Consider the following 23,760-nt stretch of genomic DNA (forward strand, 5'->3'; position numbering starts at 1 on the left):
ACTGCGCACTTTGAATCGACCAATCTGATGTCCCAACTCTTGCATCATCGACATCAAGGCGCGGCTGCCAGCCGAGTCCCGGCTCGCTTTGAACAAACGGCGCAACTCGCTGCGTTGTTGCATCCGCTCACGGTTAATCACCCGTTTGCGAGCCTGATAGTCGTAAAAACAGGACGTGGGAACATCAAAAGCGCAGCAGACCAGGGTGATGGGGGCTTGCTCCCTTAATCGGTCTATCAGCGCGTACGTGTGAATTCGTCCGCCATCAAGAGAGCAGTAGCCTTTTTTAGAATGTCCTTTTCGCGCTCGAGCCGGTTGATACGGGCTTCCAGCTCCTGGATTTTTTGCTGTTCCGGGGTCAGCGCCTTGCTGATCGGGGTTGTGCCAGTTCGTTCGGATTGAAGCTGCTGAACCCAGCGGCGAAGCACGGTTTCACCGACATCCAGTGAACGGCTGGCTTCGGGGACAGAATATCCCTGGTCGAGCACCAGGGATGCGGCTTCCAGCTTGAACTCGGCAGTAAATGAGCGACGTAATCTTGTCATTGAACACCTCAGGTCTGGGTGGCGACTGTACCACCTAAAATGGTGTCCGGGATGATTAGACCACTACAATCGCTCCAAAAGCATCCATAGCGGTTTATGGCATCCGTGCAAGGCGGTAGAATGGCCGCCAACTCAATCCATTAGCAATAAGCGCACCTGTGACCGGCGCTTATGCCCATGCTTTACCCGGATGCCTTTCATGTTTGATCAAGCCTTCAAGAATATCGACGACGCCCTGCACAAAGAGTCGGGCTGCAGCTCTGAACTGGATTACACCGAGCAGACCTCTTGGCTGTTGTTCCTCAAGTACCTCGACGCGCTGGAGCAAGACAAAGAGAGCGAAGCGCTGCTGGAAGGCAAACCCTATACTCCGATCCTGCTGCCTCGCTATCGCTGGTCGAGCTGGGCCGCCCCTAAGGGTGCCGATGGCAAGATTGACCACAACGTGGCCATGACCGGTGACGATCTGGTGGAGTTTGTCGATAAAGAGCTGTTCGCCTACCTGGAAGGGTTCAAGCAGCGGGCCAGCGGGCCGGATACCATCGAATACAAGATTGGCGAGATCTTCGGCGAGATTAAGAACAAGATCCGCAGTGGCTACACCCTGCGCGATATCATCGACTATATCGACGAGCTGCGCTTTCGCTCCCAGGTTGAAAAACACGAGCTGTCGGCCCTCTACGAAGAAAAGATCAAGCGGATGGGCAACGCCGGGCGCAATGGCGGCGAATACTACACCCCCCGCCCCCTGATCCGCGCCATGATTGCGGTGACCAAACCGCGTATTGGTGAGCGGATCTATGACGGCGCCTGTGGCTCGGCTGGCTTCTTGTGTGAAGCCCATGACTACCTGAGCGCCACGCCGGGTCTGACCACCGACGATCTGGCCACCCTGCAGACCCGCACCTTCTACGGCAAGGAGAAGAAAAGCCTCGCCTACGTCATCGCCATCATGAACCTGATCCTGCATGGCATCGAAGCGCCCAATATCCAGCACACCAACACCCTGGCCGAAAACTTGAGCGATATTCAGGACAAAGACCGGATGGAGGTGATCCTCGCCAACCCGCCGTTCGGCGGCAAAGAGCGCAAAGAGGTACAACAGAACTTCCCCATTCGCACTGGCGAAACGGCATTTTTGTTTCTGCAGCACTTTATCAAGATGCTGAAAGTGGGTGGTCGTGCAGCCATCGTTATCAAGAACACCTTCCTCTCCAACACCGATAACGCCTCGGTGGCGCTGCGTAAATTGCTGCTGGAGAGCTGCAACCTGCATACCGTACTGGATTGCCCGGGCGGCACCTTCCAGGGGGCTGGCGTGAAGACCGTGGTGCTCTTCTTTACCAAGGGCGAGCCGACCCGCAAGGTGTGGTTCTATCAACTCGACCCGGGCCGTAATCTGGGCAAGACCAACCCGCTTAATGACGACGACCTGAAAGAGTTTGTCGAACTGCAGGCCAACTTTGCCGACTCGGATAAGAGCTGGAGCCTGGATATCACCGATATCGATACCGCGAGCTATGACCTGTCGGTGAAAAATCCTAACGGCGGTGAAGAAGTGGTGCATCGCAGCCCAAGTGACATCATGGATGAGATCGCTCTGCTGGATGCCGAAAGCGCTGAACTGCTGGCCACTATCCGGGGGCTGGTATGAAGACCCTCTGGAATAAAGCAAAAATTGGTGATGTTTGTTCGCTAATGACTGGCGGGACACCAAGTAGAAACAACGAAGCGTTCTTTGGCGGAAATATTAAATGGCTTGTATCTGGCGACATTCATCAGAAAGAAATTTTTGATTGTGAAGGCCGTATAACTGAGAGTGGTCTGAATAACTCAAGCGCCAGGTTGTTACCAATTAACTCAGTAATGATTGCGCTGAACGGCCAAGGAAAAACTAAAGGTACTGTAGCATTACTTCGTACTTTAGCGACTTGTAATCAGTCGCTAGTTAGTATTCTTCCTAATAATCAAAAGCAGTTACTTCCTGAATTTCTTTACGCCAACTTACATGGCCGATATCAAGAAATTAGGCGTCTCACTGGTGATGATGACAAAGACCGTAGAGGTTTGAACATGCCTCTTATCAGAAACATAGAGATCCCCCTTCCCCCTATCCACGAGCAGCAACGTATTGTGGCCATCCTCGATGAGGCCTTTGATGCCATCGCAGCAGCCCGCGCCAATGCCGAACAGAACCGCCAGAATGCCCGCGCCCTGTTTGAAAGCTATCTCCAGTCGGTATTTAGCCAACGTGGTAATGGGTGGGTGGAGAAAACTCTTGGTGACATCGGCAAGGTGTCTATGTGCAAGAGAGTTCTCAAAGAACAGACAAGTGCGATTGGCGACATTCCTTTTTATAAGATTGGATCTTTTGGAAAAAAGGCAGACTCATTTATATCAACTGAGCTTTATAGCCAATATAAAGAAAAATATTCATTCCCCAAAAAAGGGGACATCCTTCTGTCTGCGGCAGGAACTATTGGTCGGCGTGTCATTTTTGATGGAAATGATGCTTATTTTCAAGACTCTAATATTGTCTGGATTGCGAACGATCAAACGCAAGTTCTTAACTGTTTTTTGTATCATTTTTATGGTGCTTGTGAATGGAATGCAACCAAAGGTGCAACCATTTTAAGGTTATACAACGAGGATCTAAGACGAATTGTTATTGCATTTCCAACATCATTGGATGTTCAGAAATCAATTGCGGCTCAAATGGATTTAATTTTTGATGCCACCCAGCGCCTTGAATCTCTCTATCAGCGCAAAATTGCAGCACTCGACGAGCTAAAACAATCGCTGTTGCAGCAAGCCTTTAGCGGCCAGTTATAGATGGCTGTGATTGGAACTTAACAGATGACAGCACAGCAACCATCGAGGATTGCTCGGCAGTTGGCCACATAGACAGGGAGATAATGTGAAAAACGAAGCAGAAACCCGCAGCGACCATATCGACCCCATGCTGGTGGCTGCTGGCTGGGGCGTCACCCCGGGCAGCCGCATTCGCCGCGAGTACCCGATCACCCTGGGGCGATTGGAAGGTAACGGTAAACGGGGCAAGGCGCTCTCTGCCGACTATGTGCTGGAGTATCGCAATACCAAGCTAGCTGTGGTTGAGGCCAAGGCGTGGGACAAGCCGCTCACCGCCGGGGTGGGTCAGGCCAAGGATTACGCCAGCAAGCTGGCCATCCGCTTTACCTATTCGAGCAATGGCCAGGGTATCTACGCCATCGATATGGAGACCGGCAAGGAGGGGGAGACCCTGGCCTTCCCGAGCCCCGATGAGCTGTGGAATGCCACCTTTGCGGTGCAAAATTGCTGGTGGGATCGCTTCACTGCCGTACCTTTTGAAGACAAAGGCGGCTACTGGCAGGGACGCTACTATCAGGATATCGCCATCGAGCGGGTATTGAAGGCTATCAGCGAAGGACAAGATCGCATTCTGCTGACCCTGGCAACTGGCACCGGCAAGACTTTTATTGCCTTCCAGTTGGCCTGGAAGCTCTTTCATAGTCGCTGGAACACCAATGACTGGAAGAGCGAAGGTGAACCGGCCCGCCGCCCCCGCATTCTGTTTCTGGCCGACCGCAATATCTTGGCCAATCAGGCATTCAACAGTTTCTCTGCCTTCCCGGAAGATGCTCTGGTGCGTATCTCCCCCGATGAGATCAGAAAGAAAGGCCGTGCCCCCAAGAATGGCAATATATTCTTCACCATCTTCCAGACCTTTATGACTGGCACCGATGCCGAGGGCAAACCAGCCCCGGTATTTGGTGACTACCCCGCCGATTTCTTCGACCTCATCATCATTGATGAGTGCCACCGAGGGGGCGCCAACGACGAAGGGAACTGGCGGTATATCCTCAACTACTTCAAACCTGCCGTACAACTGGGGCTGACCGCAACCCCCAAGCGCAAGGATAACGTCGATACCTATGCCTACTTTGGCGAGCCGGTTTATAGCTATTCCCTCAAAGAAGGGATCAACGATGGTTACCTGACACCGTTTCGGGTGCGCCAACATGCCACCACACTGGATGAGTACATCTACACCTCTGATGACAAGGTGATTCAGGGGGAAGTAGAACGAGGTCGGGTTTACACCGAACAGGATATGAACCGCATCATAGAGATCGGCGCCCGCGAGAAAAAACGGGTCGAGATCTTTATGAAGGAGATTGACCAGCGCCAGAAAGCCATCGTGTTCTGTGCCACCCAAGATCATGCGCTGGCGGTGCGAGATCTCATCAACCAGATGAACACAGTCAAGCACCCCGACTATTGCCACCGGGTAACCGCCGACGACGGGGCGCTGGGCGAGCAGTGGTTGCGAGATTTTCAGGATAACGAGAAATCGATACCGACTATCCTGACCACCTCGCAAAAGCTCTCAACCGGCGTAGATGCCCGCAATGTGCGCAATATCGTGCTGATGCGTCCGGTTAACTCGATGATCGAATTCAAACAGATCATCGGCCGAGGCACCCGGCTGTGTGATGGTAAGGATTACTTCACCCTGCATGACTTTGTAAAAGCCCATCACCACTTTAGCGACCCCGAGTGGGATGGTGAGCCCCTGCCAGCCGAGGTTTGTGAACGCTGCGGCACCTCCCCTTGTTCCTGCGAGAAAGCTCCGCCCAAACCATGCAAAGTCTGTGGCCAGCGCCCTTGTGTCTGCCTGAAAGAGCCTGAGCCCGAGTATCAGTGCGAGGTGTGCGGCAATAAGCCCTGCACCTGCAAGAAGAAAGACAAAATCAAAATTGAGCTGGCTGACGGCAAGGCCCGCAAGATCCAACACATGAGCGCCACCAGCTTCTGGCACCCGGATGGTACGCCGATGTCAGCCGCCGAATTTATGGACGAGCTGTTTGGCAAATTGCCGGAGTTTTTCAAGGATGAAGACGAGCTGCGCGCGCTCTGGAGTGAACCGGGCACCCGCAAGAAGCTGCTTGATGGTCTTGCAGAGAAAGGGTTTGGCATTGACCAGCTGACTGAAATGCAAAAACTGATTGAAGCCGAGGATAGCGACTTGTTTGATGTGCTAGCACATGTGGCCTATGCCGATGACCCCATGACCCGGGAAGAGCGAGCCACGCAAGCAGAGGCCATGCTGAGCCAGGAGTTTAACAGCAAGCAGCAAGCCTTCTTGAGTTTCGTGCTGGGTCACTATGTCAAAGAGGGGGTGACCGAACTGGATGACACCAAGCTGGGGCCACTGCTCAAACTCAAATACAACAACGCACTGGCCGATGCCTTTGCCGAGTTGGGCACTCCTGATGCTGTACGCAGCGCCTTCGTCGGCTTCCAGAAGTATCTCTATCAAGGGCGATGAGGGAGATGAAAAGTGTTGCAGCAAAAACACAACCTGCTCCAGAGCACCTCGCGGGTGAACCGCAAGTTTGAGGGCAGGAAAAGGGACTGGTTGTTGACTACATCGGCATCAAGAGCCGGATCACATGGCGCTGGACATGTACTCCATGAGCGATGAGGTCAACTTTGAAGACATCCGCCAGTCACTTACCGAGGTACGCAACCACCTGGATCTGCTGCGCCCCCTGTTCCACACACTGATTACTTCTGTGGCGAGCCTACCAGGCGGAGAACTTCAAGAATTACCAGGGAAGTTAAGCCCAAGACCATCCGAGACGATGGCAGTTATTGCCGCTACCGCTCTCTTTCTTTTGCCGTATTGCAGACAGGCATAGCGGGATTGCCTGACTCCACATTTCCATAGCCTGCTTATCCAGGCGCATGTTGAGGTTGATTGTGTATGTCAGTTTTTTTGTTGACTTGGAATCCTGAGCAATTTTCTACCGGTGGTGATGGCAGTGCAACCGGCCTACTGGACTATCACGAGGGCGATGAGATCCGCTGGTCTTGTCGAAGTAAACAACCTCAATTTGGAGATACGGTTTATCTGATCCGCCTGGGTAAGGAGCCGCGCGGAATCATTGCCAAAGGGGTCGTCACCCAAGCCCCGTTTAATGATTCAGACTGGAAAGATAAGGATCAGAACCGCTCTTACATCAAGTTTGAGTTGCAAGACTTGCGGCAATCATGTCAGGCGGGATTATTGCCGATGTTGCTGCTAAAAGCCGCGCTGCCCGATCAAACTTGGAGTTCGCAAACATCAGGCATTGCGATCAAGACTGATGTTTCTGCTCCGCTCGCGGATCTGTGGGAGGCCGGTAAGGATAACCACTCGTTAGTACAGTTTATGCGATGGGCAAAAGCACATGATTTTAATCAGCGATGGTATGAGGACTATCAGGCTACCTGCCAATTGGCCGACGGGATAAGGCGTGGTAAGCCGTTGACGGATGCCGATATCAATAAGCTGTGGCGTGAGCAAACCAATGGCATCGCCAGTGCTGGCCAGGGGATTATGTATAACGAGGAGTTCAACAACAATCTTGAATTCCTACGCCAGCTGACCGGGGAAATCATTCAGGCTCCCACGGCAGAGACCTATCGCCAAGTCTTTAAACGCTGGAAGAGTGACGGGACTTTTAAACGGTTTCTTAAGGTTGTCATTAACCGGGTTTTTGGCGCGGCCGCTCCCGAGCGTTACACCAGCATTGCGGATGGCTCTCGCCTCAAACCTCTATGCCAGAGTCTGCAAAGCCAATTTCAACTTGATATTCAACTCAGCGATGATTGGTTAGCGGACAATCAAGCATTGCTGGCGGCGGTGATCCCTCTCGTACCCACTGAGTGGGATCTGTATACCCGTAATATCTTGCTATGGAACCTGTATGAATGGCTCGTTGAGCCAGTGAAAGATGACAGCCATGCCCAATCCCACCAGACTGATAATCAGATCAACGAGGAAGACGCAGACTATATGACTAGCGCAGACCCTGTTCGCACACAGCCTAAAAATGTCATCTATTACGGGCCACCAGGAACCGGTAAAACCCACAAGTTGCAACAGCTGCAAGCAGAGTACACCCATCGCCCGGCCGTGATGGATGAGTCGCTGTGGCTTCGCGATAAGTTGGCCCCCCTTAACTGGATGCAGGTGCTGGTGTTGTCATTGCTGAGTCTGGGCAAGCGCGCCAAAGTGGCCGATATTGTGAGCAGTAAGTTCTTCCAGACTAAGGCGAGCATTAACGGACGTACCGATAATCTGGCGCAAACGGCGTGGAGCTATCTGCAGAAATTTACCATTGCAGAGTCGGCTACGGTCAATTACAAGGGGCGCAGTGAACCCGGGGTCTTTGATAAATCAAGCGACGCCGTATGGCTGCTGCTCGATGATCGGCTGGAGTTGGTGGATGATTTGGTGCAGTTACATGCTGAACTGACCCACGGGCCGCAATCTGCCGACGAAATCAAGCGTTATGCGACAACCACCTTTCATCAATCTTATGGCTACGAGGAGTTTATTGAGGGGTTGAGAGCTGCGACTGACGATGAGGGTAATATTCACTATTCGGTTGAGCCGGGTGAATTCTTAAAACTGTGTCGTCGTGCCGAACAAGACCCTTCACATCAGTACGCCATGTTTATTGATGAGATCAACCGCGGCAATATTTCCAAGATTTTTGGTGAGCTAATCTCGCTGGTTGAAATCGATAAACGGGCCGGTGGCCAACATCCCATGACCATTCATCTTGCCTACAGCGGCAAGCCATTTAGTGTGCCATCGAATGTCGATATCATCGGCACCATGAATACAGCAGATCGCTCTTTGGCATTGATGGATACTGCGCTACGCCGTCGCTTTGACTTCATTGAGATGATGCCTGATAGCAGTCTTTTTGCGGGTCATGATTCCATCGATATCGGCAAGGGTAAAGGTAACAGGCTCAGCCTTGGCATGCTGCTTGATAGGCTCAATCAGCGTATTGAGGTGCTTTATGACCGCGAGCATACGCTGGGACATGCGTTCTTTTATCCAGCCTATCAGGCGGTGAAAAATGGCGATCACGCTGGCGCCTTGCTCGCACTCAAGGAGGCATTTCAGACCAAGGTGATCCCGCTACTGCAGGAGTACTTCTATGAGGATTGGCACAAGATCCGCCTGGTACTCGGGGATAACCAAAAGCGAGAGGTCAGTGGCAAAGAGTTGGCGGAGCTGCAATTTGTGCAACAGCATCCGATCGAATTCAAGATGTTGTTTGGCAATGACTATGAGCCGGATCAGTTCGGGGTGAACCAGCACCGTTATCAGCTGGCGGATCATGAGCATTCGGTGTGGGATGAGGGCATGGCCTATCTGGCAATTTATGACCCTGATGTGGCCCAACGGTACGTGCGGGATCATGCATCACAACCTTCTGCTGCGCAGGTAGAAGATGTCACTTCGTAACGATATTGCGCTCTTTGAGTACGCCTATCTGGTGAGCGAGGAGAGTGGTATTACCTCGATCCCGCATGAGGTAGAGGCAATTTCGCCCTTGGCGTTTCGTTATCTCAAGGAGATGGCACTGGGGAGCGGTCAGGATAATCGCCTGTTCCGGTTGTGCAAGAAACTCGGCGTGGAAGCGCTACAGGTACAAAATTATGCAGGGGTGATCTTCACCCCTGATGGTACTCAAGTTGAGGTGTTGCCCAAGCTGGGGAGGCCAGTTCAGGACAACGATACCGCACTACCTTCGCCTGACGCCCACTGTGAAGAGGCCCGGCATGCGCTGTTGATCATGCTGCGAGCATTGCGGGAGTTTTCCCATCTTCAAACAACGAACGCCAACATTCGCCAGCAAAAAATGCCGTTGTTGGAGGTGTTCATTAGCCAATTTCTTGATTCGGTGAATACCCTGGTCAAGAAGGGGCTGCGCAGTGACTATGTTCGCTGTGATGAGAATCTGAGCTACCTCAAGGGCAAGCTCAATACCGCCCGTCAGTTGCGTCAAAACATCATCACCAAACACAAGTTCCATTGTGAATATGATGAATTCTTAGTCGATCGCCCTGCCAACCGCCTGTTGCATTCGGCACTGGTTGCGCTGACTGCCATCACGCGCAGTGGGAGTAACCAAAGGTTGCTGCAAGAGCTGATCTTTATCTTTTGCGAGGTGCCGCTCAGTGCCAACTACAAGTGCGATTTTGCCCGCTTGCGCATTGACCGGGGAATGAGCCATTACCAAACGCCACTGGCATGGGCGAAATTGATTTTAGAGGGTTTTTCTCCGCAAACCATGAGCGGGGGGCACCGGGCAATCTCATTGCTGTTCCCGATGGAACGGGTTTTTGAAAACTATGTGGCGAAAACGCTGCGAGCCACACTCCCACCGCTACTGACGTTAACCGCCCAGGCACAGCGCAAACACCTGGTTTCCCATCATGACGCTGCATGGTTTCGGCTTAAACCCGATATGGTGATTGAGCAGGGCAGCAAGGTGATCAGCGTGCTGGATACGAAATGGAAACTGCTAGACCCCGCGAAAGGGAATGGCACCGACAAATACGATCTGCAACAAGGTGATTTTTATCAGATGTTTGCCTATGGCCATCACTACTTTGATGACCCTGATGGAGACAGAGAGATGTTCCTGGTGTACCCAGCCCATCGCGCATTTCAGGAGCCGATAGCCCAGCCATTTGATTTCCCAGTTGCTGGCCAAAAAACCATGCGCTTGTGGGTGGTGCCGTTTGTGATTGATGCCGTTGAGTCTCGCTTGGTACTGCCTGCTCAATGCCAGTTACAGCTGCGATGTTTGCAGTGAAGCGTTCGTAGCAAGAGCGGTGGCTACGTGACTACATGACTAGGTGAGCGACCGGCAAGGATTTGAACCCGCATCTTGTGAAGACGGCGAGGCTACGGAATGTTATGGATGTGTCTTTTGGGAAGGAGTGGTTTTACAGCGTGTACCACCAGATGTACCACAAACACTCACGAATTAAAATTAAAAACAAATAAAATCATGATCTTATAATTCAAATTCAGACTCCGCCAGCCCAAACGTTTGGAAAGGGCCACCTCGCAAGAGGTGGCCCTTTTTTATTCCTCTGTTTTCGGCAAACACCCAATCCGCACAATCTCGCCACTTATCCCGTTACGCCTGGCAACCATCTATCAACGCTGGCATCAGGGTGATGGTCATGGCGATGCTCATGGTGTCGCCGCGCTGCAGCAGCCGCAAACCGGGGTGACCGGCCAGGTGGTGGGCATTGGCGGCGTGGCTCTGGGGCTCAAGACAAACAAAACCGCTTGTTTCATCCGGCTGATAGAGCATCAGGAAGGAGGCATCGCTGACTACCTTCAGTCGCTGTTGGCGGGTGGGGTGCACCAGCTCGGCCGTACCATGCCAGCCACCGTAACAGTGGTTGAGCCACCCTTGCGGGCGCTGCCACTGGCGAAAGTCAAGGTGGGGCGCCAGCCGGCTCGTCCAATCGATCGGCAGATGATCCGTCCCCTCCTGCCAGACGCCGCTCGCCAGAAAGCGAATCTTTGTCTGCTCGTCGCGCCAGAAGAAAGGATGAAAACCGGCGCCGTAGAGACAGGGCGCCTCCCCCAGATGCGTCAGACTGATGCGTGCCAGCAGACTCACACCCTGCAGCCGATAGTCAATCTCTGCCAGATAGTGAAAAGGACCACACTGGCTAGTAAGTTGCAGCGTCACCGAACTGGCTGAGCCTGCCACCCGCAGCCATGGCAGCAACCAGCCATCGCCATGCAGGAAGAAGTCGGGATCGATGGGGCTTTCTGGCAAGCCATGCTCCTCTCCCCACAACTCAAAACGGTTGCCTGCCACCCGATTGGCCAGCGGCACCATGGGAAAAAGGGCGCTTTCGCCGGGATGCCATTGCCCGGGATCACAAGGAACAACGGGGTCGGTATTGCGCAGCAGCGGGCGCCCCTGCTCATCCTCCAGCCCCAGCACACAGGCCCCTTGGGTTGAAACCCGCATCCGAAGATGCGGGTTGCTCAATGTGTAGACCGTCATGCCGAGGCGCTCGCCTTGGTCGGCGTCAACTCCACCTTGCCCTGGGCCAGCTGGGTTTCCAGCGCCTCCAGCGTCACCCCTTTGGTCTCGGGCACCTTGCGGTAGATGAAAATCAGCCCGGCGAAACAGATAAGGCCATAGAGCAGGAAACTGCCTGCGGCCCCCAACCCGGCGTTAAGCAGCGGAAAGGTGTAGGTCAGCACGAAGCAGGCGATCCAGAGCGCTAGGGTTCCGGCTGACATGGCCAGCCCGCGTACCCGGTTCGGGAAGATCTCCGAAAGCAGCACCCAGGTCACTGGCGCCAGGGTCAGCGCATAGATGGCGATCGCCGCCAGCACCAGCAGCAACACCGGCAAGCCCAGCACGCCGCTGGCATAGGCCGCGGCCATCATGCCGTAGATGATGGTGAGACCAGCCGAGCCAATCAGCATCAGCTTGCGACGACCGATCTTGTCCACCATGGGCAGCGCAATCAGGGTGAACAGCAGGTTGACTAGACCGGTGGCGACGATGGATTTGAGGGTGCTATTGATGTCAAACCCGGAGGAGGCAAAGATCTCCTGCGCATAGTTGAAGATGACGTTGATGCCGCACCACTGCTGGAACACCGCCAGCACAATCCCGATGATGAGAATCGGCCGCACCGAGGGTTTACCCAGCTCCGCCAGCGATACCTTGTGCGCCGACTCCCCCACCAGCGTCTGGCGGATCTCGGCCAGCGTCTGCTTGGCATAGGCATCCCCGCCAATCTTGCCGAGCATGCGGGCCGCCTGCTCATACTGGCCATCTTTGGCCAGCCAGCGCGGTGACTCCGGCACGAAGAACATCAGCACCAGAAACGCCAGCGCCGGTACCAGCTCGGCACCGAACATCCAGCGCCAGCCGGACTGGCCGTTCCAGGTCGCCAGAATATCGGCTTGGGTGGCGTTGCTCGCCACCGGGTCGGCGATCATCAGGTTGACCAGCTGAGCCGCCAGCACACCGATGACAATGGTGAGCTGGTTGATGGCAACGAACTTGCCCCGCTTGTCGGCCGGGCTGATCTCGGCGATGTACATGGGCGAGAGCGCAGAAGCCAGACCGATACCGATCCCCCCCACAATGCGATAGACCACGAACAGATCGAAGTTGCTGGCCGCAGCCGTGCCCCATGCCGAGATGGTAAACAGGATGGCGGCCAGGATCAGCGGCTTCTTGCGGCCGAAACGATCCGCCGACCAACCGGAGATGGCGGCCCCCAGCACACAGCCTACCAGCGCCGAGCTCATGGCCCAGCCGGACTGGGCCGGGTCGGTGATGGAGAAATAGGCCTCATAGAAGGGCTTTGCCCCGCCGATGACCACCCAGTCGTAACCAAACAGCAGGCCACCGCAGGCGGCCACCAGGCAGATCATCCAGACGTAGCCCATGTTGAGCCGGTGCGTATCCGAGCGATGTTGAGTGTGTTCCATGACTCATCCTTATTATCTTGTCGATTGTAGGGTGCAGTGGCGCCCCGTACCGTGGCAGGGCGCCCGTTGTTGTTATGGCTGTGATGGATTAAGTGACAGCTCGCGGCAGATCAGGGCGAACAGCTGCCCCTTGTCGTGAGCCGGGTTCAAGATGAGCAGCTCGCGCAGGGTCTGGGAACACGCTTCACGCTGATCCAGCCCCAACTGGCCGAGGGCCCGGACCAGCAGACAGTGCTGACGGTGTTTGTGCTGCGGGTCGTCATCCAGCACGATGAGATCCGGCAGCGAAACGGCAAAGAAGTCCGCCTCGACCGACTCGCCCATTGCCTGCTCGGCCCAAGCCACCATCCCTTCAAACAGACGTTGTGCCTCCGCAATCCGTCCAAGACGAGCCAGCGCCATACCCTGATAGAAGAGGTAATCCACCGGCTGATCGTTGTAGTAGCGGCTGGCCCCCAGCGACCCCTGACCAAGACAAGCCTGTTGCAGGCACTGGGCCGCCAGACTCTGGTGGTCACAGGCCAGATGGCAGAGCGCCAGCAGGTAGTGAATGTCGTTGTCGGTTTGTCCTACAAGGCGCCCCTCCCCCAAATTGAGGGGGTAGTGCAGCGCCTGTTGCAGCAACGGAACAGCCTGCTCGTGACGTCCCTGAGTCATCAACGCCAGCGCCCGGCGCTGCTGGTTGATGAGGTACTGACCGGTCACTTTGCCCTCGCCCCCCTCCCAGGGGTGGAATTCGCGCAGCCGCAAGATCTCGGCCGCCGCATCCAGCTGACCGGTAATGTGATAGAGGCTGAGCAGTTCGGCGGTCAGATCATCGCGCTTGAGGGCGACCGCACGGTGCGCCTCCAGCAGGGCCAGCCGCTCTGCGGGGGCCATGGCACAACGCTTGTGCAATTGATCCAGCTCGAACAGCAGCCGCGCATCGTCCGGCTTTAGGGAAAACGCGCGACGCAGACACTGCTCGGCCGCCGCCATATCACCTACCTTGTTGAAGTGGTGGATACCGAGGTTGCGCCAGACCGGGGCAAAGTCCGGTGCCTGCTCGCACACCCGCTGCCACAGGGCAATCGCCTGCTCGTAGTTGCGCTTACTGTAGTGAAAGCAGCCCAGCAGATAGCTGGCAAACCAGCTGTGGGAAATCTGCGCCAGCATGGCCACCTCGCCCAAGGTGTTGGGGAAACGTACCTTGCGGCCAAACGCCTGCTCGGCCCGCATCAGCAGCTCCTCCTGCTCCGGCCCCGCGGCCAACAAGCTCGCCTCGAACAGCAGCGGCAAGGTCTCCTCCATCGGCAGGGCTGCCAGCAGCTTGCTGGTCAGTTCGGGGCGCCCCCAGCTCAGCAGTTCGCTGGTGAGGAAGCAGAGGTTGGTGCCACGTCCGTTGCAAATACGAACCAGCGCTTCGCGATCGGCGGCCTGCTCGCTTGCCAGCCAGCGCAGGAAGGCCAGCTGATAGTGGAGTGGATAGCGAACGCGCTGTTCGTCGATATAGGCGATTGCTGCCTCCGGCTCACCAGACTCCAGCAGGGCCAATCCCTTGAGAGCGATGGCGCCGTAGTGGGTGCCGTTGACGGCGAGACTGCGCTCGACAAATTGCAGCGCCTGCAAGGCATCGCGGCGCACCATGGCGATACGGGCCAGCCCGAGGAAGCCGCCATCGCGACAGTTGCCGCTCCAGGTCGCCTTGTAAAAGTCATCGAACGCGGTATCGAACTGGCCGAGCCGCTCCTCGATATGGCCGCGCAGCAAGCTCGCCTTGCCACACTGGGGGTTCTTGTTGAGGCGATGGGCCCGGGTCAGTGCCTGATTGGCGTAAACCAGCGCCTGCTCGTAGTTGGCACGGTTGTATTCCAGGGTCGCCAGTGCCAGGTTGCAGCGATAGTCGCCGCCATCCAGCTCCAGCCCCCGCAGGTAGTAATCAAAGGGCGAGCGGCTGGCGTGCAGATACTGCTCCAGATGCTGGCCGATGAAGTAGAGCTCGTCGACCGAGTCGAGATTGACGGCGGGCGCCGGTGCGGTGGCCGGATCCGGCAAGGCCTCGCCCGCGGGTTGATGCTCGAGGTAACTCAGCACGCACTGACCCTGCTCATCCAGCAGACGGGCCTGCAAACGTCCCTCACTGGTGATGGTGAATGGCTCCATCCAGGCCTGACCCGGCTGCAGATCCAGAAGTTGCGTAAACAGCACGCCCCCCTCGTCGCTTACCTCGAAACTGGCCCCGCAAAGCGGCGCCACCGCATAGACCCCGCAGACGAGGCCGTCATCGCTACGCTCCAGCTTGATGGCGGCGCGTGTGTTGGCATTTTGCAGAGTGCCGAGGGTGTTGTAGGGCAGGAAGTTCTGCACGAACACCTTCTCCTCCCCCGCATCCAGCCAGGTGAAATCGGGCTGGTTGTCGGTATAGACCCCGGTCATCAGCTCGATGTAGGGGCCGTTGTCGTCGGTCAGGTTGCGATCCCAGGCCAGACCGAAGTCACAGTTGCCCCAGCTCCACTGCTTCTTGCCCGGCGAGACGTGGTGATCCGCCACGTGCAACAGGCCCCCCTGCTCGTCATGACAGTAGGCACCGACGAAGTCGTAGTCGGACTTGTCCGCCATATAGGAGGTGGGCACCGGAATGTTGCGGTAACGGGAGATATCGACTCCGGCGGAGTAGTCCACCTTGTAGTAGGTGCCACGGGCGATGGGGAAGGCGCTGACGTCGCGCTTGCCGTGGTCATAGACGGCGGTCACATCGGGCGGGAAGACGCTCTGGTGGGCATCGCCCCCTTTCACTGCCGGGTTGGACCACCAGAGGAAATGGCGCGGCGTATCGTTGCCGTTGAACACCTTGCCGGTGATCTCGATGAGCGCCTTGTCGGGGTAGAGGGTGAAGCCCGCCATCACCTGCAAACCACGCATCGGCTCCACCTCGCCGAGCCAGACAGTTTTGGCGCCGCCCTCGCGCTCCGCGATGGTGAAGTCCACCGGCATGAAGGTGGTGGGTCTATGGTGCTGCGGCCAGTTGAACTCGATGCCGCCGGAGATCCAGGGCCCCACCAGCCCCACGAGCGCGGGCTTGATCACTTCGTTGTAATAGACGAAGTCGCGATTCATCACCTTGTCATAGGCACGGTGGATGCGACCGCCCAATTCCGGCAACAGCATCACCTTGATGAAGTCGTTCTCCAGCCAGACCGCCCGATAGGGCTTCATCTGCTTCTGACCGGTAAGAGTATCGATCACGCCATAGGGATAGACGGCCCCCGAAGAGCCCTGATAGACCCGCTTCTCGAGAAACATGGGGTTGGGATCTTCAGCGCCCACCTCGTAGGTCGGCAGGGTGATGGTTTCGACCCAGACCTTGACATCAGCTCTCATCAATCTCGCCTCACTTAATACTTGTTAGTAAAAATTTCAGTGAAACCAGATTAGAATGGTTAAACCACCATTAATTGCCTAAAGATCACGCAATACAGTAAGCGGAGTTTAGTGAAGTAATGAGCACAGGGTTGAACAACCAGAAGGTACGCCACCACAACAAGCAGGTGCTGCTGGCCCTGCTCTACCAGCTCAAGGAGGCGAGCAAGTCCACCTTGGCGCGCCATTGCGAGCTCTCCATTCCTGCGGTCAGCAGGATCCTCGACGAGCTGGTGGCCGAAGGGGCCATCAGCCACAGTGAACAAAACCTCTCCCAGCGCGGCATCAATGGCGGCAGCTACCGCATCGCCAGCGGTCAGGGGGCGATCCTCTGCCTCAATATCAGCCCCACCAGTCTGGAGAGCATTCTGGTGGACAACCTGATCACCCCCCTCGACGACTACGCCGGCCAGAAAATTGCGCCACAAACCCCGGACGAGCTGCTGCGCCTGATTGAGTCCTGCTACTACCAGCACAAGCGCCGCCACAAGGGGCTGGCGATCCGGTTGGCCATCGCGGTACACGGTCAGGTCAACCCGGCCAGCGGGGTGTCACAGACCATGCCACAGGCCCCCTGGCACGCGTCGGTCGAGCTCAAGTATCTGCTGGAGGAGCGCCTCGGCTGCGAGGTGATGGTGGACAACGACTGCATCATGCTGGCGCTGGCCCAGAAGTGGCAGGGAGCGGAAAACGTCGGCGATTTTTGCGTCATCAACGTCGACTACGGCATCGGCTCGGCCTTCATCATCAACGGCCAGATCTATCGAGGTGCCCTGTTTGGCAGTGGCCAGATTGGCCATACCATCATCAACCCGGATGGCAGCGCCTGTGCCTGTGGCCGTTACGGCTGTCTGGAGACGGTGGCATCCCTCTCGGCCATCAAGAAGCGGGCCCGGGTCTTTTTCAAGCAGCAGGGGGCAGATCCCGCAGCGCTGGCGGAGGGGCGCGTCGGCACCGCCCAACTGCTGGCTCGCTACCAACAGGGGGATCTCATGATCCGCGCCATGGTGGACGAAGGAGCCCGCGCCATTGGCCTGAGCCTCTACAACTTTCTCAACATCCTCAATATCAACCGCATCTGGCTCTATGGCCGCAGCTGCGGTTTTGGCGAGGAGTGGCTGCAGACCATCATTCACCAGACCGGAGCCAACCCGTTCGACTGCAGCGATGCCGTCAACGCCACCCACATCCGTTTTGGCCAGCTCAGCCGCGCCCAGCAGGTGATGGGGATTGGCTATCTCTATGTGGAACGTGCCCTGGCACAGCCTCGCTAGCCTGTTTGCGCAAGGGCTGACTCAGACCCCCGCCTGCTGGCAGGCCCAGTCAATGAAGGCTTGCGCCTTGGGGTTCTGGCAATTGGGCAGGGTGGCGATGTAGTAGCGCTGGGCGCAGCGCACCGCCATGTCCGGGAAGGGGGCCACCAGCTCGCGCCGTGCCAGCCGCTGGCTCACCAGGTTCTGGCGTCCCATGGCCACCCCGGCGTGGTTCATGGCGGCGATGATGGCGAGATCGGAGCGATCAAACCCCATGCTGGCCCTGCATGCCGAAAGCGACACGCCGGACTGCTCGGCCCAACCGGACCACTCGTCATCGTTGGAATCCTGGCTCCAGGCTTGCCGATCGTGCAGCAGACGGCAGTGTGCCAGGTTGGCCGGGTTGCCGAGCAGCCCGTGCTGCTCGGCATACTCGGGGCTGCACACCGGCACCATGTACTCGTCCATCAGCGGGTGAATGGCGAGCCGCGCAGGCGTCTTGTCATCGAAGCAGAGGGCGAGATCGATGCCGTAGCCATGCAGGTTGATGTTCTCGTTGCCGGTCATGATGTTGAGCTCGATCTGGGGATGCTGGCGGGCGAAATCCGCCAGTCGTGGCACCAGCCAGCACTGGGCGATGGAGGGGCGTGAGAAGACGGTCAGGGTGCCCGACAGCTCCTGATGGCGGATCTCAAGGATCTCCTGGTTGATGAACTCCAGCGATGACTTGAGCGCCCAGAACACCCGCTGCCCGTCTGCCGTCAGCGCCACCTTGCGGTGAAAGCGCTGGAACAGCTTGAAGCCAAGATCCTCCTCCAGGGCGCTTATCCGGTGGCTCACCGCACTCGGGCTGAGCGCCAGCTCGTCAGCCGCCAGCGCAAAGGAGCCGTGTCTGGCTGCCGCCTCGAAGGTGTGCAGTCTGGCCAGCTGATAGCCGTTGAGCAGCTTGTTTCCCGCGACACTGCTTCTTGCCACATAGTTCTCTTCGCCGTACATATGCCCCCCTTGCGAAACCGGCACCGATGATACCGAAAAAGTGGCCCGCTGCATCAGCTCACACCATGCAAAACCACCTTCACACCATAAATGTGATGAATGTGGCACCTTTGCATCAATCCAGTTCACCCAAACTGCCGATTTCATCATTTGTCAGGGAACCTGCATTTTCATTCAATAGCGCCAACATCATTCCCATGACAGAGGCACGCCATGAATTCAGAAATGTGGATCGTCGGAACCCTGCTGACCAGCATACTGCTGATCGTCGTCACCATAGTGAAGGGCAAGGTCCACCCCTTTCTCGCCCTGCTGCTGGCGAGCTTCTATGTGGGTACCCTGATGGGGATGAACCCGCTCAAGATGGTCAACGCCATGGAGGAAGGCATAGGCGGCACCCTGGGCTTTCTGGCCGCCGTCATCGGCCTTGGCACCATACTCGGCAAGATGATGGAGGTGTCGGGCGCCGCCGAGCGCATCGGCCTCGCCCTGCAGCAGTGCCGCTGGCTGTCGCCCCAGGTGACCATGGTGCTGGTCGGGCTGGTATGCGGTATCACCCTGTTTGTGGAGGTGGGGGTGGTACTGCTCATTCCGCTGGCCTTCTCCATCGCCCGCAAGACCAACACCTCGCTGCTTACCCTGGCCATTCCGCTCTGTACCGCCCTGATGGCCGTGCACTGCATAGTACCGCCCCACCCCGCCGCCCTCTATGTCACCAACCAGCTGGGTGCCGATGTGGGATCCGTCATCGTCTATGGCCTCGCGGTCGGGCTGTTTGCCTCGCTGGTAGGTGGCCCGCTGTTTCTGAAGCTGCTGGGCAAGCGGGTACCGTTCAAGGAGGTGCCTGCCGCCTTTGCCGACATCCAGGCCCGTAACGAGGCCGAGCTGCCGACCTTGGGCGCCTCTCTCTTCACCGTGTTGCTGCCCATCCTGCTGATGCTGGTCAAGACGGTGGCCGAACTCAACATGGATCACGCCAGCCACCTCTATATTCTGCTGGAGTTTATCGGCAACCCCATCACCGCCATGTTCATCGCCGCCTTCACCGCCTACTACGTGCTGGGGATCCGCCGGCGTATGCAGATGGAAGGGCTGCTGGACCAGACCGAGCAGTGCTTCTCCTCCATCGCCAACATACTGCTGATCATCGGTGCCGGCGGCGCCTTCAACGGGGTACTCAAGGCCAGCGGCCTGGGGGACGGCCTGGCCACCATTCTCTCCCAGCTCGACATGCATCCCATCCTGCTGGCCTGGCTGGTGGCCATCGTGCTGCACGCCGCCGTGGGCTCAGCGACCGTCGCCATGATGGGGGCGACCGCCATCGTCTCCCCCATCATGGTGCACTACCCGAACATCAGCCCGGAGATCATGACGCTCGCCATCGGCTCTGGCGCCATTGGCTGCACCATGGTCACCGACTCCCTGTTCTGGCTGGTCAAGCAGTATTGCGGCGCCACCCTGAACGAAACGCTCAAGTACTACACTACCGCCACCTTCGTCGCCTCCCTGATGGCGCTGGCCGGCACTTTCCTGCTCTCCTGTATCGTGTAACGAGGCCGAGAACACCATGAAAAACATCGACGTATCACAACTCACCCAGCAGTTTCCGCTGCTGCACTCCCTGATCGCGCTGGAACCGGTCAGCTGGTTCAACCCCAAGGCCACCACCCTGGTGGAAGGTCTTCCCTATGTGGGGCTCGATGGCCGCGATGTGGCGGATGCCTCCGCCCGCCTGGCCCGCTTCGCCCCCTACCTGTGCGAAGCCTTCCCCGAGACCCGCGCCAGCAAGGGCATTCTGGAGTCCAAGATCGCCGCCATTCCCGCGATGCAGGCCACTCTCAACCAGCGTTACGGCGTTGAGGTCACCGGTCGATTGCTGCTGAAAAAAGACAGCCACCTGCCCATCTCCGGCTCCATCAAGGCGCGTGGCGGCATCTACGAGGTGTTGGCCCACGCCGAGCAGCTGGCCATCAAGGCCGGTCTGCTCTGCGAAGAGGACGACTATCGCAAGCTGTTCACGGACGAGTTCCGCCACTTCTTCAGCCAGTACAGCATCGCGGTCGGCTCCACTGGCAACCTTGGCATGTCCATCGGCATCATGAGCGCCCGCCTCGGCTTTCGCGTCACCGTCCATATGTCCGCCGATGCGCGGGAGTGGAAGAAGCGCAAGTTGCGCGAACATGGCGCCATCGTGGTGGAATACGCCGAGGATTACGGGGTGGCGGTGGAGCAGGGACGCAAGGAGGCCGAACGCGACCCCGCCTGTTTCTTCATCGATGACGAGAACTCCCGCACCCTGTTTCTCGGCTACGCGGTGGCCGGTGAACGGGTGAAAAAGCAGTTCGATGACATGGGGATTGTGGTGGACGCCGACCATCCGCTGTTTGTCTACCTGCCTTGCGGTGTCGGCGGCGGCCCAGGCGGGGTGGCCTTTGGCCTCAAGCTCGCATTTGGGGACAACGTTCACTGCCTGTTCGCCGAACCTACCCACTCCCCCTGCATGCTGCTCGGGGTGCACACCGGCATGCACGATGCCATTGCGGTGCAGGATCTGGGCATCGACAACCTCACCGCCGCCGATGGCCTCGCGGTGGGGCGCGCCTCCGGTTTCGTCGGCCGCGCCATGGAGCGGCTGCTGGCAGGCTTCTACACCCTGAGCGATCAGGAGATGTACGACCTGCTGGGACTCTTGGCCCGCGAAGAGCAGATCAGGCTCGAGCCTTCTGCCCTGGCCGGCATGGCAGGCCCATGGCGCGTCGCGACTGACCTTGAGTGGCAGGCCGGTCAGGGGCTGGATGTCGCCAAGATGGCCAGCGCCACCCACCTGGTGTGGGCCACCGGCGGCGGCATGGTGCCCGCCGAGGAGATGGAAAAGTACCTGGCCAGCGCCCGCCTCTGATCTTTTTTTCAGCCATAAAACCCGCCAGACTGGCGGGTTTTTCTCGTGTGGGATCAGCAAGATGGCGCCTCTGCTCACCATCCCACACATCAGACGGCCAGACAGCTGGACACCCTGAATTGCTGACAATCCCCCCAAGCTGGTTATTTTGTGATACGATAGTGACCGTTTTTTGACATCTGCACCCACGTTGGCGCCCTGTTCGGGCGAGATCGCGACCCAATCCGTTGATCACAACCATCAAGGGCATGCAGAAAAACCGTGGCCTGATGGCCCCGTCCGGCACAAAGCCTGGCGGCGGTCAGCAAGACACACGAGATAAGGAGATCGGGCAATGAAACAATATCAAAGCTGGCTGGGACAATATCTGATGAGTCGCCGCGATGGGGACCACGCCATGGCATCCGAACTCGCCAGCTCCATCTGCGAGTTCTGGCAGACCCAGGGGGACGAGGCCGAGCAGGACAAATGGCAGCAGATCTACCAGCACCATCTGGAACGAACCACCTAATCATCCGAATCCTTGCCTTGCAGCCCCAAACTGCAAGGCTCTCTTTTATCCAGCCCCTTCTTCCCCTCGCCTCCTTTGCTCTCTCACCATGACAGCGCAGATCTGCCTGCTTCATATCGTTGCCCGCATCGATTCAACAGGTTACCGGGCAGGGCCGCCAGCCATGTGCAATTTGGCGTCACATCGGCCCGTTCGCGCCTTGCCCCTGCCCCTCCCCTTTGTTAGAGTCGCGCGCCGCGCGGCCACCGCGCCCATAACGACAACGCGCGCCCAGAGCGCCAGCAACGAGCGAGAACAATCCATGCGTGAGCGCATCAGACAAGAGTGGTTTGGCAACGTCAGGGGGGATCTGCTGTCGGGCACGGTCGTGGCCCTGGCCCTGATCCCGGAGGCCATCGCCTTCTCCATCATCGCCGGCGTCGATCCCAAGGTGGGGCTCTACGCCTCCTTCTGCATCGCCGTCATCATCGCCTTCACCGGCGGCCGCCCGGCCATGATCTCCGCCGCCACCGGCGCCATGGCCCTGCTGATGGTGACCCTGGTGCGCGAGCACGGCCTGCAATACTTGATGGCCGCCACCCTGCTCACCGGCCTGCTGCAGATCCTGGCCGGCTACCTGCGCCTCGGCGCCCTGATGCGCTTCGTCTCGCGCTCGGTGGTGACCGGCTTTGTCAACGCCCTGGCCATCCTCATCTTCATGGCCCAGTTGCCGGAGCTGACCAACGTCAGCTGGCAGGTCTACGCCATGACCACAGCCGGGCTTGGCATCATCTACCTGTTCCCGCGCCTGCCGCGCATCGGCAGCCTGCTCCCCTCGCCGCTACTGTGCATCGTGCTGCTCACCGCGGTGAGCGTCGGCCTCGGCCTCGAGGTGCGCACGGTCGGCGACATGGGCGCCCTGCCGGACACCCTGCCGGTCTTCATGTGGCCCGACGTACCCCTCAATCTCGAGACCCTGGCCATCATCTTCCCCTACTCCGCCGCCTTGGCCGTGGTGGGACTGCTCGAATCCCTGATGACCGCCGCCATCGTCGACGAGATGACCGGCACCCGCAGCGATCGCCACCGCGAGTGCAAGGGCCAGGGGCTGGCCAACATCGCCGCTGGCCTGATGGGCGGCATGGCGGGCTGCGCCATGATCGGCCAGTCGGTCATCAACGTGAAATCTGGTGGCCGCGGCCGCCTCTCCACCCTGGTGGCGGGGGCCCTGCTCATCGTCATGGTGGTGTTCCTGGACGAGTGGATCCGCCAGATCCCCATGGCGGCCCTAGTGGCGGTGATGATCATGGTATCCATCGGCACCTTCTCCTGGGGCTCGGTGCTGCGCATGCACAAGACGCCACTGGCCACCAACCTGGTGATGCTGAGCACGGTGGCCGTGGTGGTGGTGACCCACAACCTGGCCCTCGGGGTGCTGACCGGGGTGCTGCTGGCCTGCCTCTTCTTCGCCCACAAGGTGGCGCGTACCCTGCTGGTGCACAGCGACAGCGAGCGCCACGGCGCCACCCGCACCTACCGGGTGCACGGCCAGGTCTTCTTCGCCAGCACAGAGCAGTTCTGCGCCGGCTTTGACACCGGCGAATCCCTCGAGCGGGTGGTGATCGATTTAAGCGACGCCCACTTCTGGGATCTCAGCGCCGCCGAGGCCCTGACCACGGTGCGCCGCCGCTTCGAGGCTGCCGGCACCGAAGTGCAGCTGACAGGCGTGAGCGACGCCAGCGCCGCCCTGCTCGGCCGCTTCGCCCCGGCGACCTGACCGAGCGCCGCTTTGGCGCCAGGCGCCCATAAAAAAGGCCAGCCCCCTGGGGCTGGCC

The 23,760-nt window shown here is 58.0% G+C and carries 15 protein-coding genes and 1 pseudogene; 11 read left to right on the forward strand and 5 right to left on the reverse strand.

Annotated features, from left to right (window positions below; translation table 11 throughout):
* A pseudogene (locus tag AB5Y98_RS04740) lies at positions 1-545 on the reverse strand (transposase); the annotation flags it as partial.
* 199 nt (positions 546-744) lie between these two features.
* On the opposite strand from AB5Y98_RS04740, the gene AB5Y98_RS04745 reads away from it, so the two are divergent.
* From AB5Y98_RS04745 to AB5Y98_RS04770, 6 genes are all read left to right on the forward strand, one after another.
* Positions 745-2,199 carry an N-6 DNA methylase gene (locus AB5Y98_RS04745; protein ID WP_336290837.1) on the forward strand — a complete coding sequence of 485 codons (1,455 nt, stop codon included), beginning with the start codon at positions 745-747 and terminating at the stop codon, positions 2,197-2,199.
* On the forward strand, positions 2,196-3,377 hold the full coding sequence (locus AB5Y98_RS04750; protein ID WP_336290836.1) for a restriction endonuclease subunit S: 1,182 nt from the start codon (positions 2,196-2,198) through the stop codon (positions 3,375-3,377). Before AB5Y98_RS04745 ends, AB5Y98_RS04750 begins: the two co-directional genes overlap by 4 nt.
* 85 nt (positions 3,378-3,462) lie before the next feature.
* Positions 3,463-5,877: an EcoAI/FtnUII family type I restriction enzme subunit R gene (hsdR, locus tag AB5Y98_RS04755; protein WP_336290835.1), complete on the forward strand. Its 2,415-nt coding sequence runs from the start codon at positions 3,463-3,465 to the stop codon at positions 5,875-5,877.
* A gap of 124 nt (positions 5,878-6,001) precedes the next feature.
* A complete protein-coding gene (locus tag AB5Y98_RS04760) occupies positions 6,002-6,250 on the forward strand; it encodes a hypothetical protein (protein WP_336290834.1) in 249 nt (82 codons plus the stop codon).
* Positions 6,251-6,315: 65 nt separating this feature from the next.
* Positions 6,316-8,859 (forward strand): AAA family ATPase, encoded by a 2,544-nt coding sequence (locus AB5Y98_RS04765; RefSeq protein WP_368231432.1) that lies wholly within the window; start codon positions 6,316-6,318, stop codon positions 8,857-8,859.
* Positions 8,846-10,216: an McrC family protein gene (locus tag AB5Y98_RS04770; RefSeq protein ID WP_336290832.1), complete on the forward strand. Its 1,371-nt coding sequence runs from the start codon at positions 8,846-8,848 to the stop codon at positions 10,214-10,216. Before AB5Y98_RS04765 ends, AB5Y98_RS04770 begins: the two co-directional genes overlap by 14 nt.
* Before the next feature lie 330 nt (positions 10,217-10,546).
* Here the strand turns inward: AB5Y98_RS04770 and AB5Y98_RS04775 are convergent, their stop codons facing one another.
* From AB5Y98_RS04775 to AB5Y98_RS04785, 3 genes are all read right to left on the reverse strand, one after another.
* Positions 10,547-11,437 carry an aldose 1-epimerase gene (locus AB5Y98_RS04775; RefSeq protein WP_368231433.1) on the reverse strand — a complete coding sequence of 297 codons (891 nt, stop codon included), beginning with the start codon at positions 11,435-11,437 and terminating at the stop codon, positions 10,547-10,549.
* Positions 11,434-12,888 carry a sugar porter family MFS transporter gene (locus AB5Y98_RS04780; RefSeq protein WP_368231434.1) on the reverse strand — a complete coding sequence of 485 codons (1,455 nt, stop codon included), beginning with the start codon at positions 12,886-12,888 and terminating at the stop codon, positions 11,434-11,436. Before AB5Y98_RS04780 ends, AB5Y98_RS04775 begins: the two co-directional genes overlap by 4 nt.
* A gap of 72 nt (positions 12,889-12,960) precedes the next feature.
* Positions 12,961-16,248, reverse strand: coding sequence for a DUF5107 domain-containing protein (locus AB5Y98_RS04785; protein WP_368231435.1), 3,288 nt, complete (start codon positions 16,246-16,248; stop codon positions 12,961-12,963).
* Positions 16,249-16,367: 119 nt separating this feature from the next.
* Here AB5Y98_RS04785 and AB5Y98_RS04790 point away from each other — a divergent pair, with 119 nt between their 5' ends.
* Positions 16,368-17,561 carry an ROK family protein gene (locus AB5Y98_RS04790; protein WP_368231436.1) on the forward strand — a complete coding sequence of 398 codons (1,194 nt, stop codon included), beginning with the start codon at positions 16,368-16,370 and terminating at the stop codon, positions 17,559-17,561.
* Positions 17,562-17,582: 21 nt separating this feature from the next.
* Here the strand turns inward: AB5Y98_RS04790 and dsdC are convergent, their stop codons facing one another.
* Positions 17,583-18,536 carry a DNA-binding transcriptional regulator DsdC gene (gene dsdC / locus AB5Y98_RS04795; RefSeq protein WP_368231437.1) on the reverse strand — a complete coding sequence of 318 codons (954 nt, stop codon included), beginning with the start codon at positions 18,534-18,536 and terminating at the stop codon, positions 17,583-17,585.
* Between the two features lie 213 nt (positions 18,537-18,749).
* Between dsdC and dsdX the strand changes: the two genes are divergently transcribed.
* From dsdX to AB5Y98_RS04815, 4 genes are all read left to right on the forward strand, one after another.
* The gene (dsdX, locus tag AB5Y98_RS04800; protein WP_362818934.1) at positions 18,750-20,087 is read left to right on the forward strand and encodes a D-serine transporter DsdX; all 1,338 of its coding nucleotides are present in this window, start codon (positions 18,750-18,752) and stop codon (positions 20,085-20,087) included.
* Positions 20,088-20,103: 16 nt separating this feature from the next.
* A complete protein-coding gene (locus tag AB5Y98_RS04805) occupies positions 20,104-21,435 on the forward strand; it encodes a D-serine ammonia-lyase (protein ID WP_368231438.1) in 1,332 nt (443 codons plus the stop codon).
* Positions 21,436-21,769: 334 nt separating this feature from the next.
* Positions 21,770-21,946, forward strand: coding sequence for a hypothetical protein (locus AB5Y98_RS04810; RefSeq protein WP_005298942.1), 177 nt, complete (start codon positions 21,770-21,772; stop codon positions 21,944-21,946).
* Between the two features lie 301 nt (positions 21,947-22,247).
* Positions 22,248-23,702 (forward strand): SulP family inorganic anion transporter, encoded by a 1,455-nt coding sequence (locus AB5Y98_RS04815; RefSeq protein WP_290035645.1) that lies wholly within the window; start codon positions 22,248-22,250, stop codon positions 23,700-23,702.
* The last annotated feature ends 58 nt before the right edge of the window (positions 23,703-23,760 follow it).

It is taken from the genome of Aeromonas sp. s3 (assembly GCF_040907805.1).
GTDB classification, from domain to species: domain Bacteria; phylum Pseudomonadota; class Gammaproteobacteria; order Enterobacterales; family Aeromonadaceae; genus Aeromonas; species Aeromonas dhakensis.

Bases quoted from the DNA above. Each gene is read 5' to 3' on its own strand.
- AB5Y98_RS04745 (WP_336290837.1), top strand. From the start codon at position 745: ATGTTTGATCAAGCCTTCAAGAATATCGACGACGCCCTGCACAAAGAG.
- AB5Y98_RS04750 (WP_336290836.1), top strand. From the start codon at position 2,196: ATGAAGACCCTCTGGAATAAAGCAAAAATTGGTGATGTTTGTTCGCTA.
- AB5Y98_RS04760 (WP_336290834.1), top strand. From the start codon at position 6,002: ATGGCGCTGGACATGTACTCCATGAGCGATGAGGTCAACTTTGAAGAC.
- AB5Y98_RS04765 (WP_368231432.1), top strand. From the start codon at position 6,316: ATGTCAGTTTTTTTGTTGACTTGGAATCCTGAGCAATTTTCTACCGGT.
- AB5Y98_RS04770 (WP_336290832.1), top strand. From the start codon at position 8,846: ATGTCACTTCGTAACGATATTGCGCTCTTTGAGTACGCCTATCTGGTG.
- AB5Y98_RS04775 (WP_368231433.1), bottom strand. From the start codon at position 11,437: ATGACGGTCTACACATTGAGCAACCCGCATCTTCGGATGCGGGTTTCA.
- AB5Y98_RS04780 (WP_368231434.1), bottom strand. From the start codon at position 12,888: ATGGAACACACTCAACATCGCTCGGATACGCACCGGCTCAACATGGGC.
- AB5Y98_RS04785 (WP_368231435.1), bottom strand. From the start codon at position 16,248: ATGAGAGCTGATGTCAAGGTCTGGGTCGAAACCATCACCCTGCCGACC.
- AB5Y98_RS04790 (WP_368231436.1), top strand. From the start codon at position 16,368: ATGAGCACAGGGTTGAACAACCAGAAGGTACGCCACCACAACAAGCAG.
- dsdC (WP_368231437.1), bottom strand. From the start codon at position 18,536: ATGTACGGCGAAGAGAACTATGTGGCAAGAAGCAGTGTCGCGGGAAAC.
- dsdX (WP_362818934.1), top strand. From the start codon at position 18,750: ATGAATTCAGAAATGTGGATCGTCGGAACCCTGCTGACCAGCATACTG.
- AB5Y98_RS04805 (WP_368231438.1), top strand. From the start codon at position 20,104: ATGAAAAACATCGACGTATCACAACTCACCCAGCAGTTTCCGCTGCTG.
- AB5Y98_RS04810 (WP_005298942.1), top strand. From the start codon at position 21,770: ATGAAACAATATCAAAGCTGGCTGGGACAATATCTGATGAGTCGCCGC.
- AB5Y98_RS04815 (WP_290035645.1), top strand. From the start codon at position 22,248: ATGCGTGAGCGCATCAGACAAGAGTGGTTTGGCAACGTCAGGGGGGAT.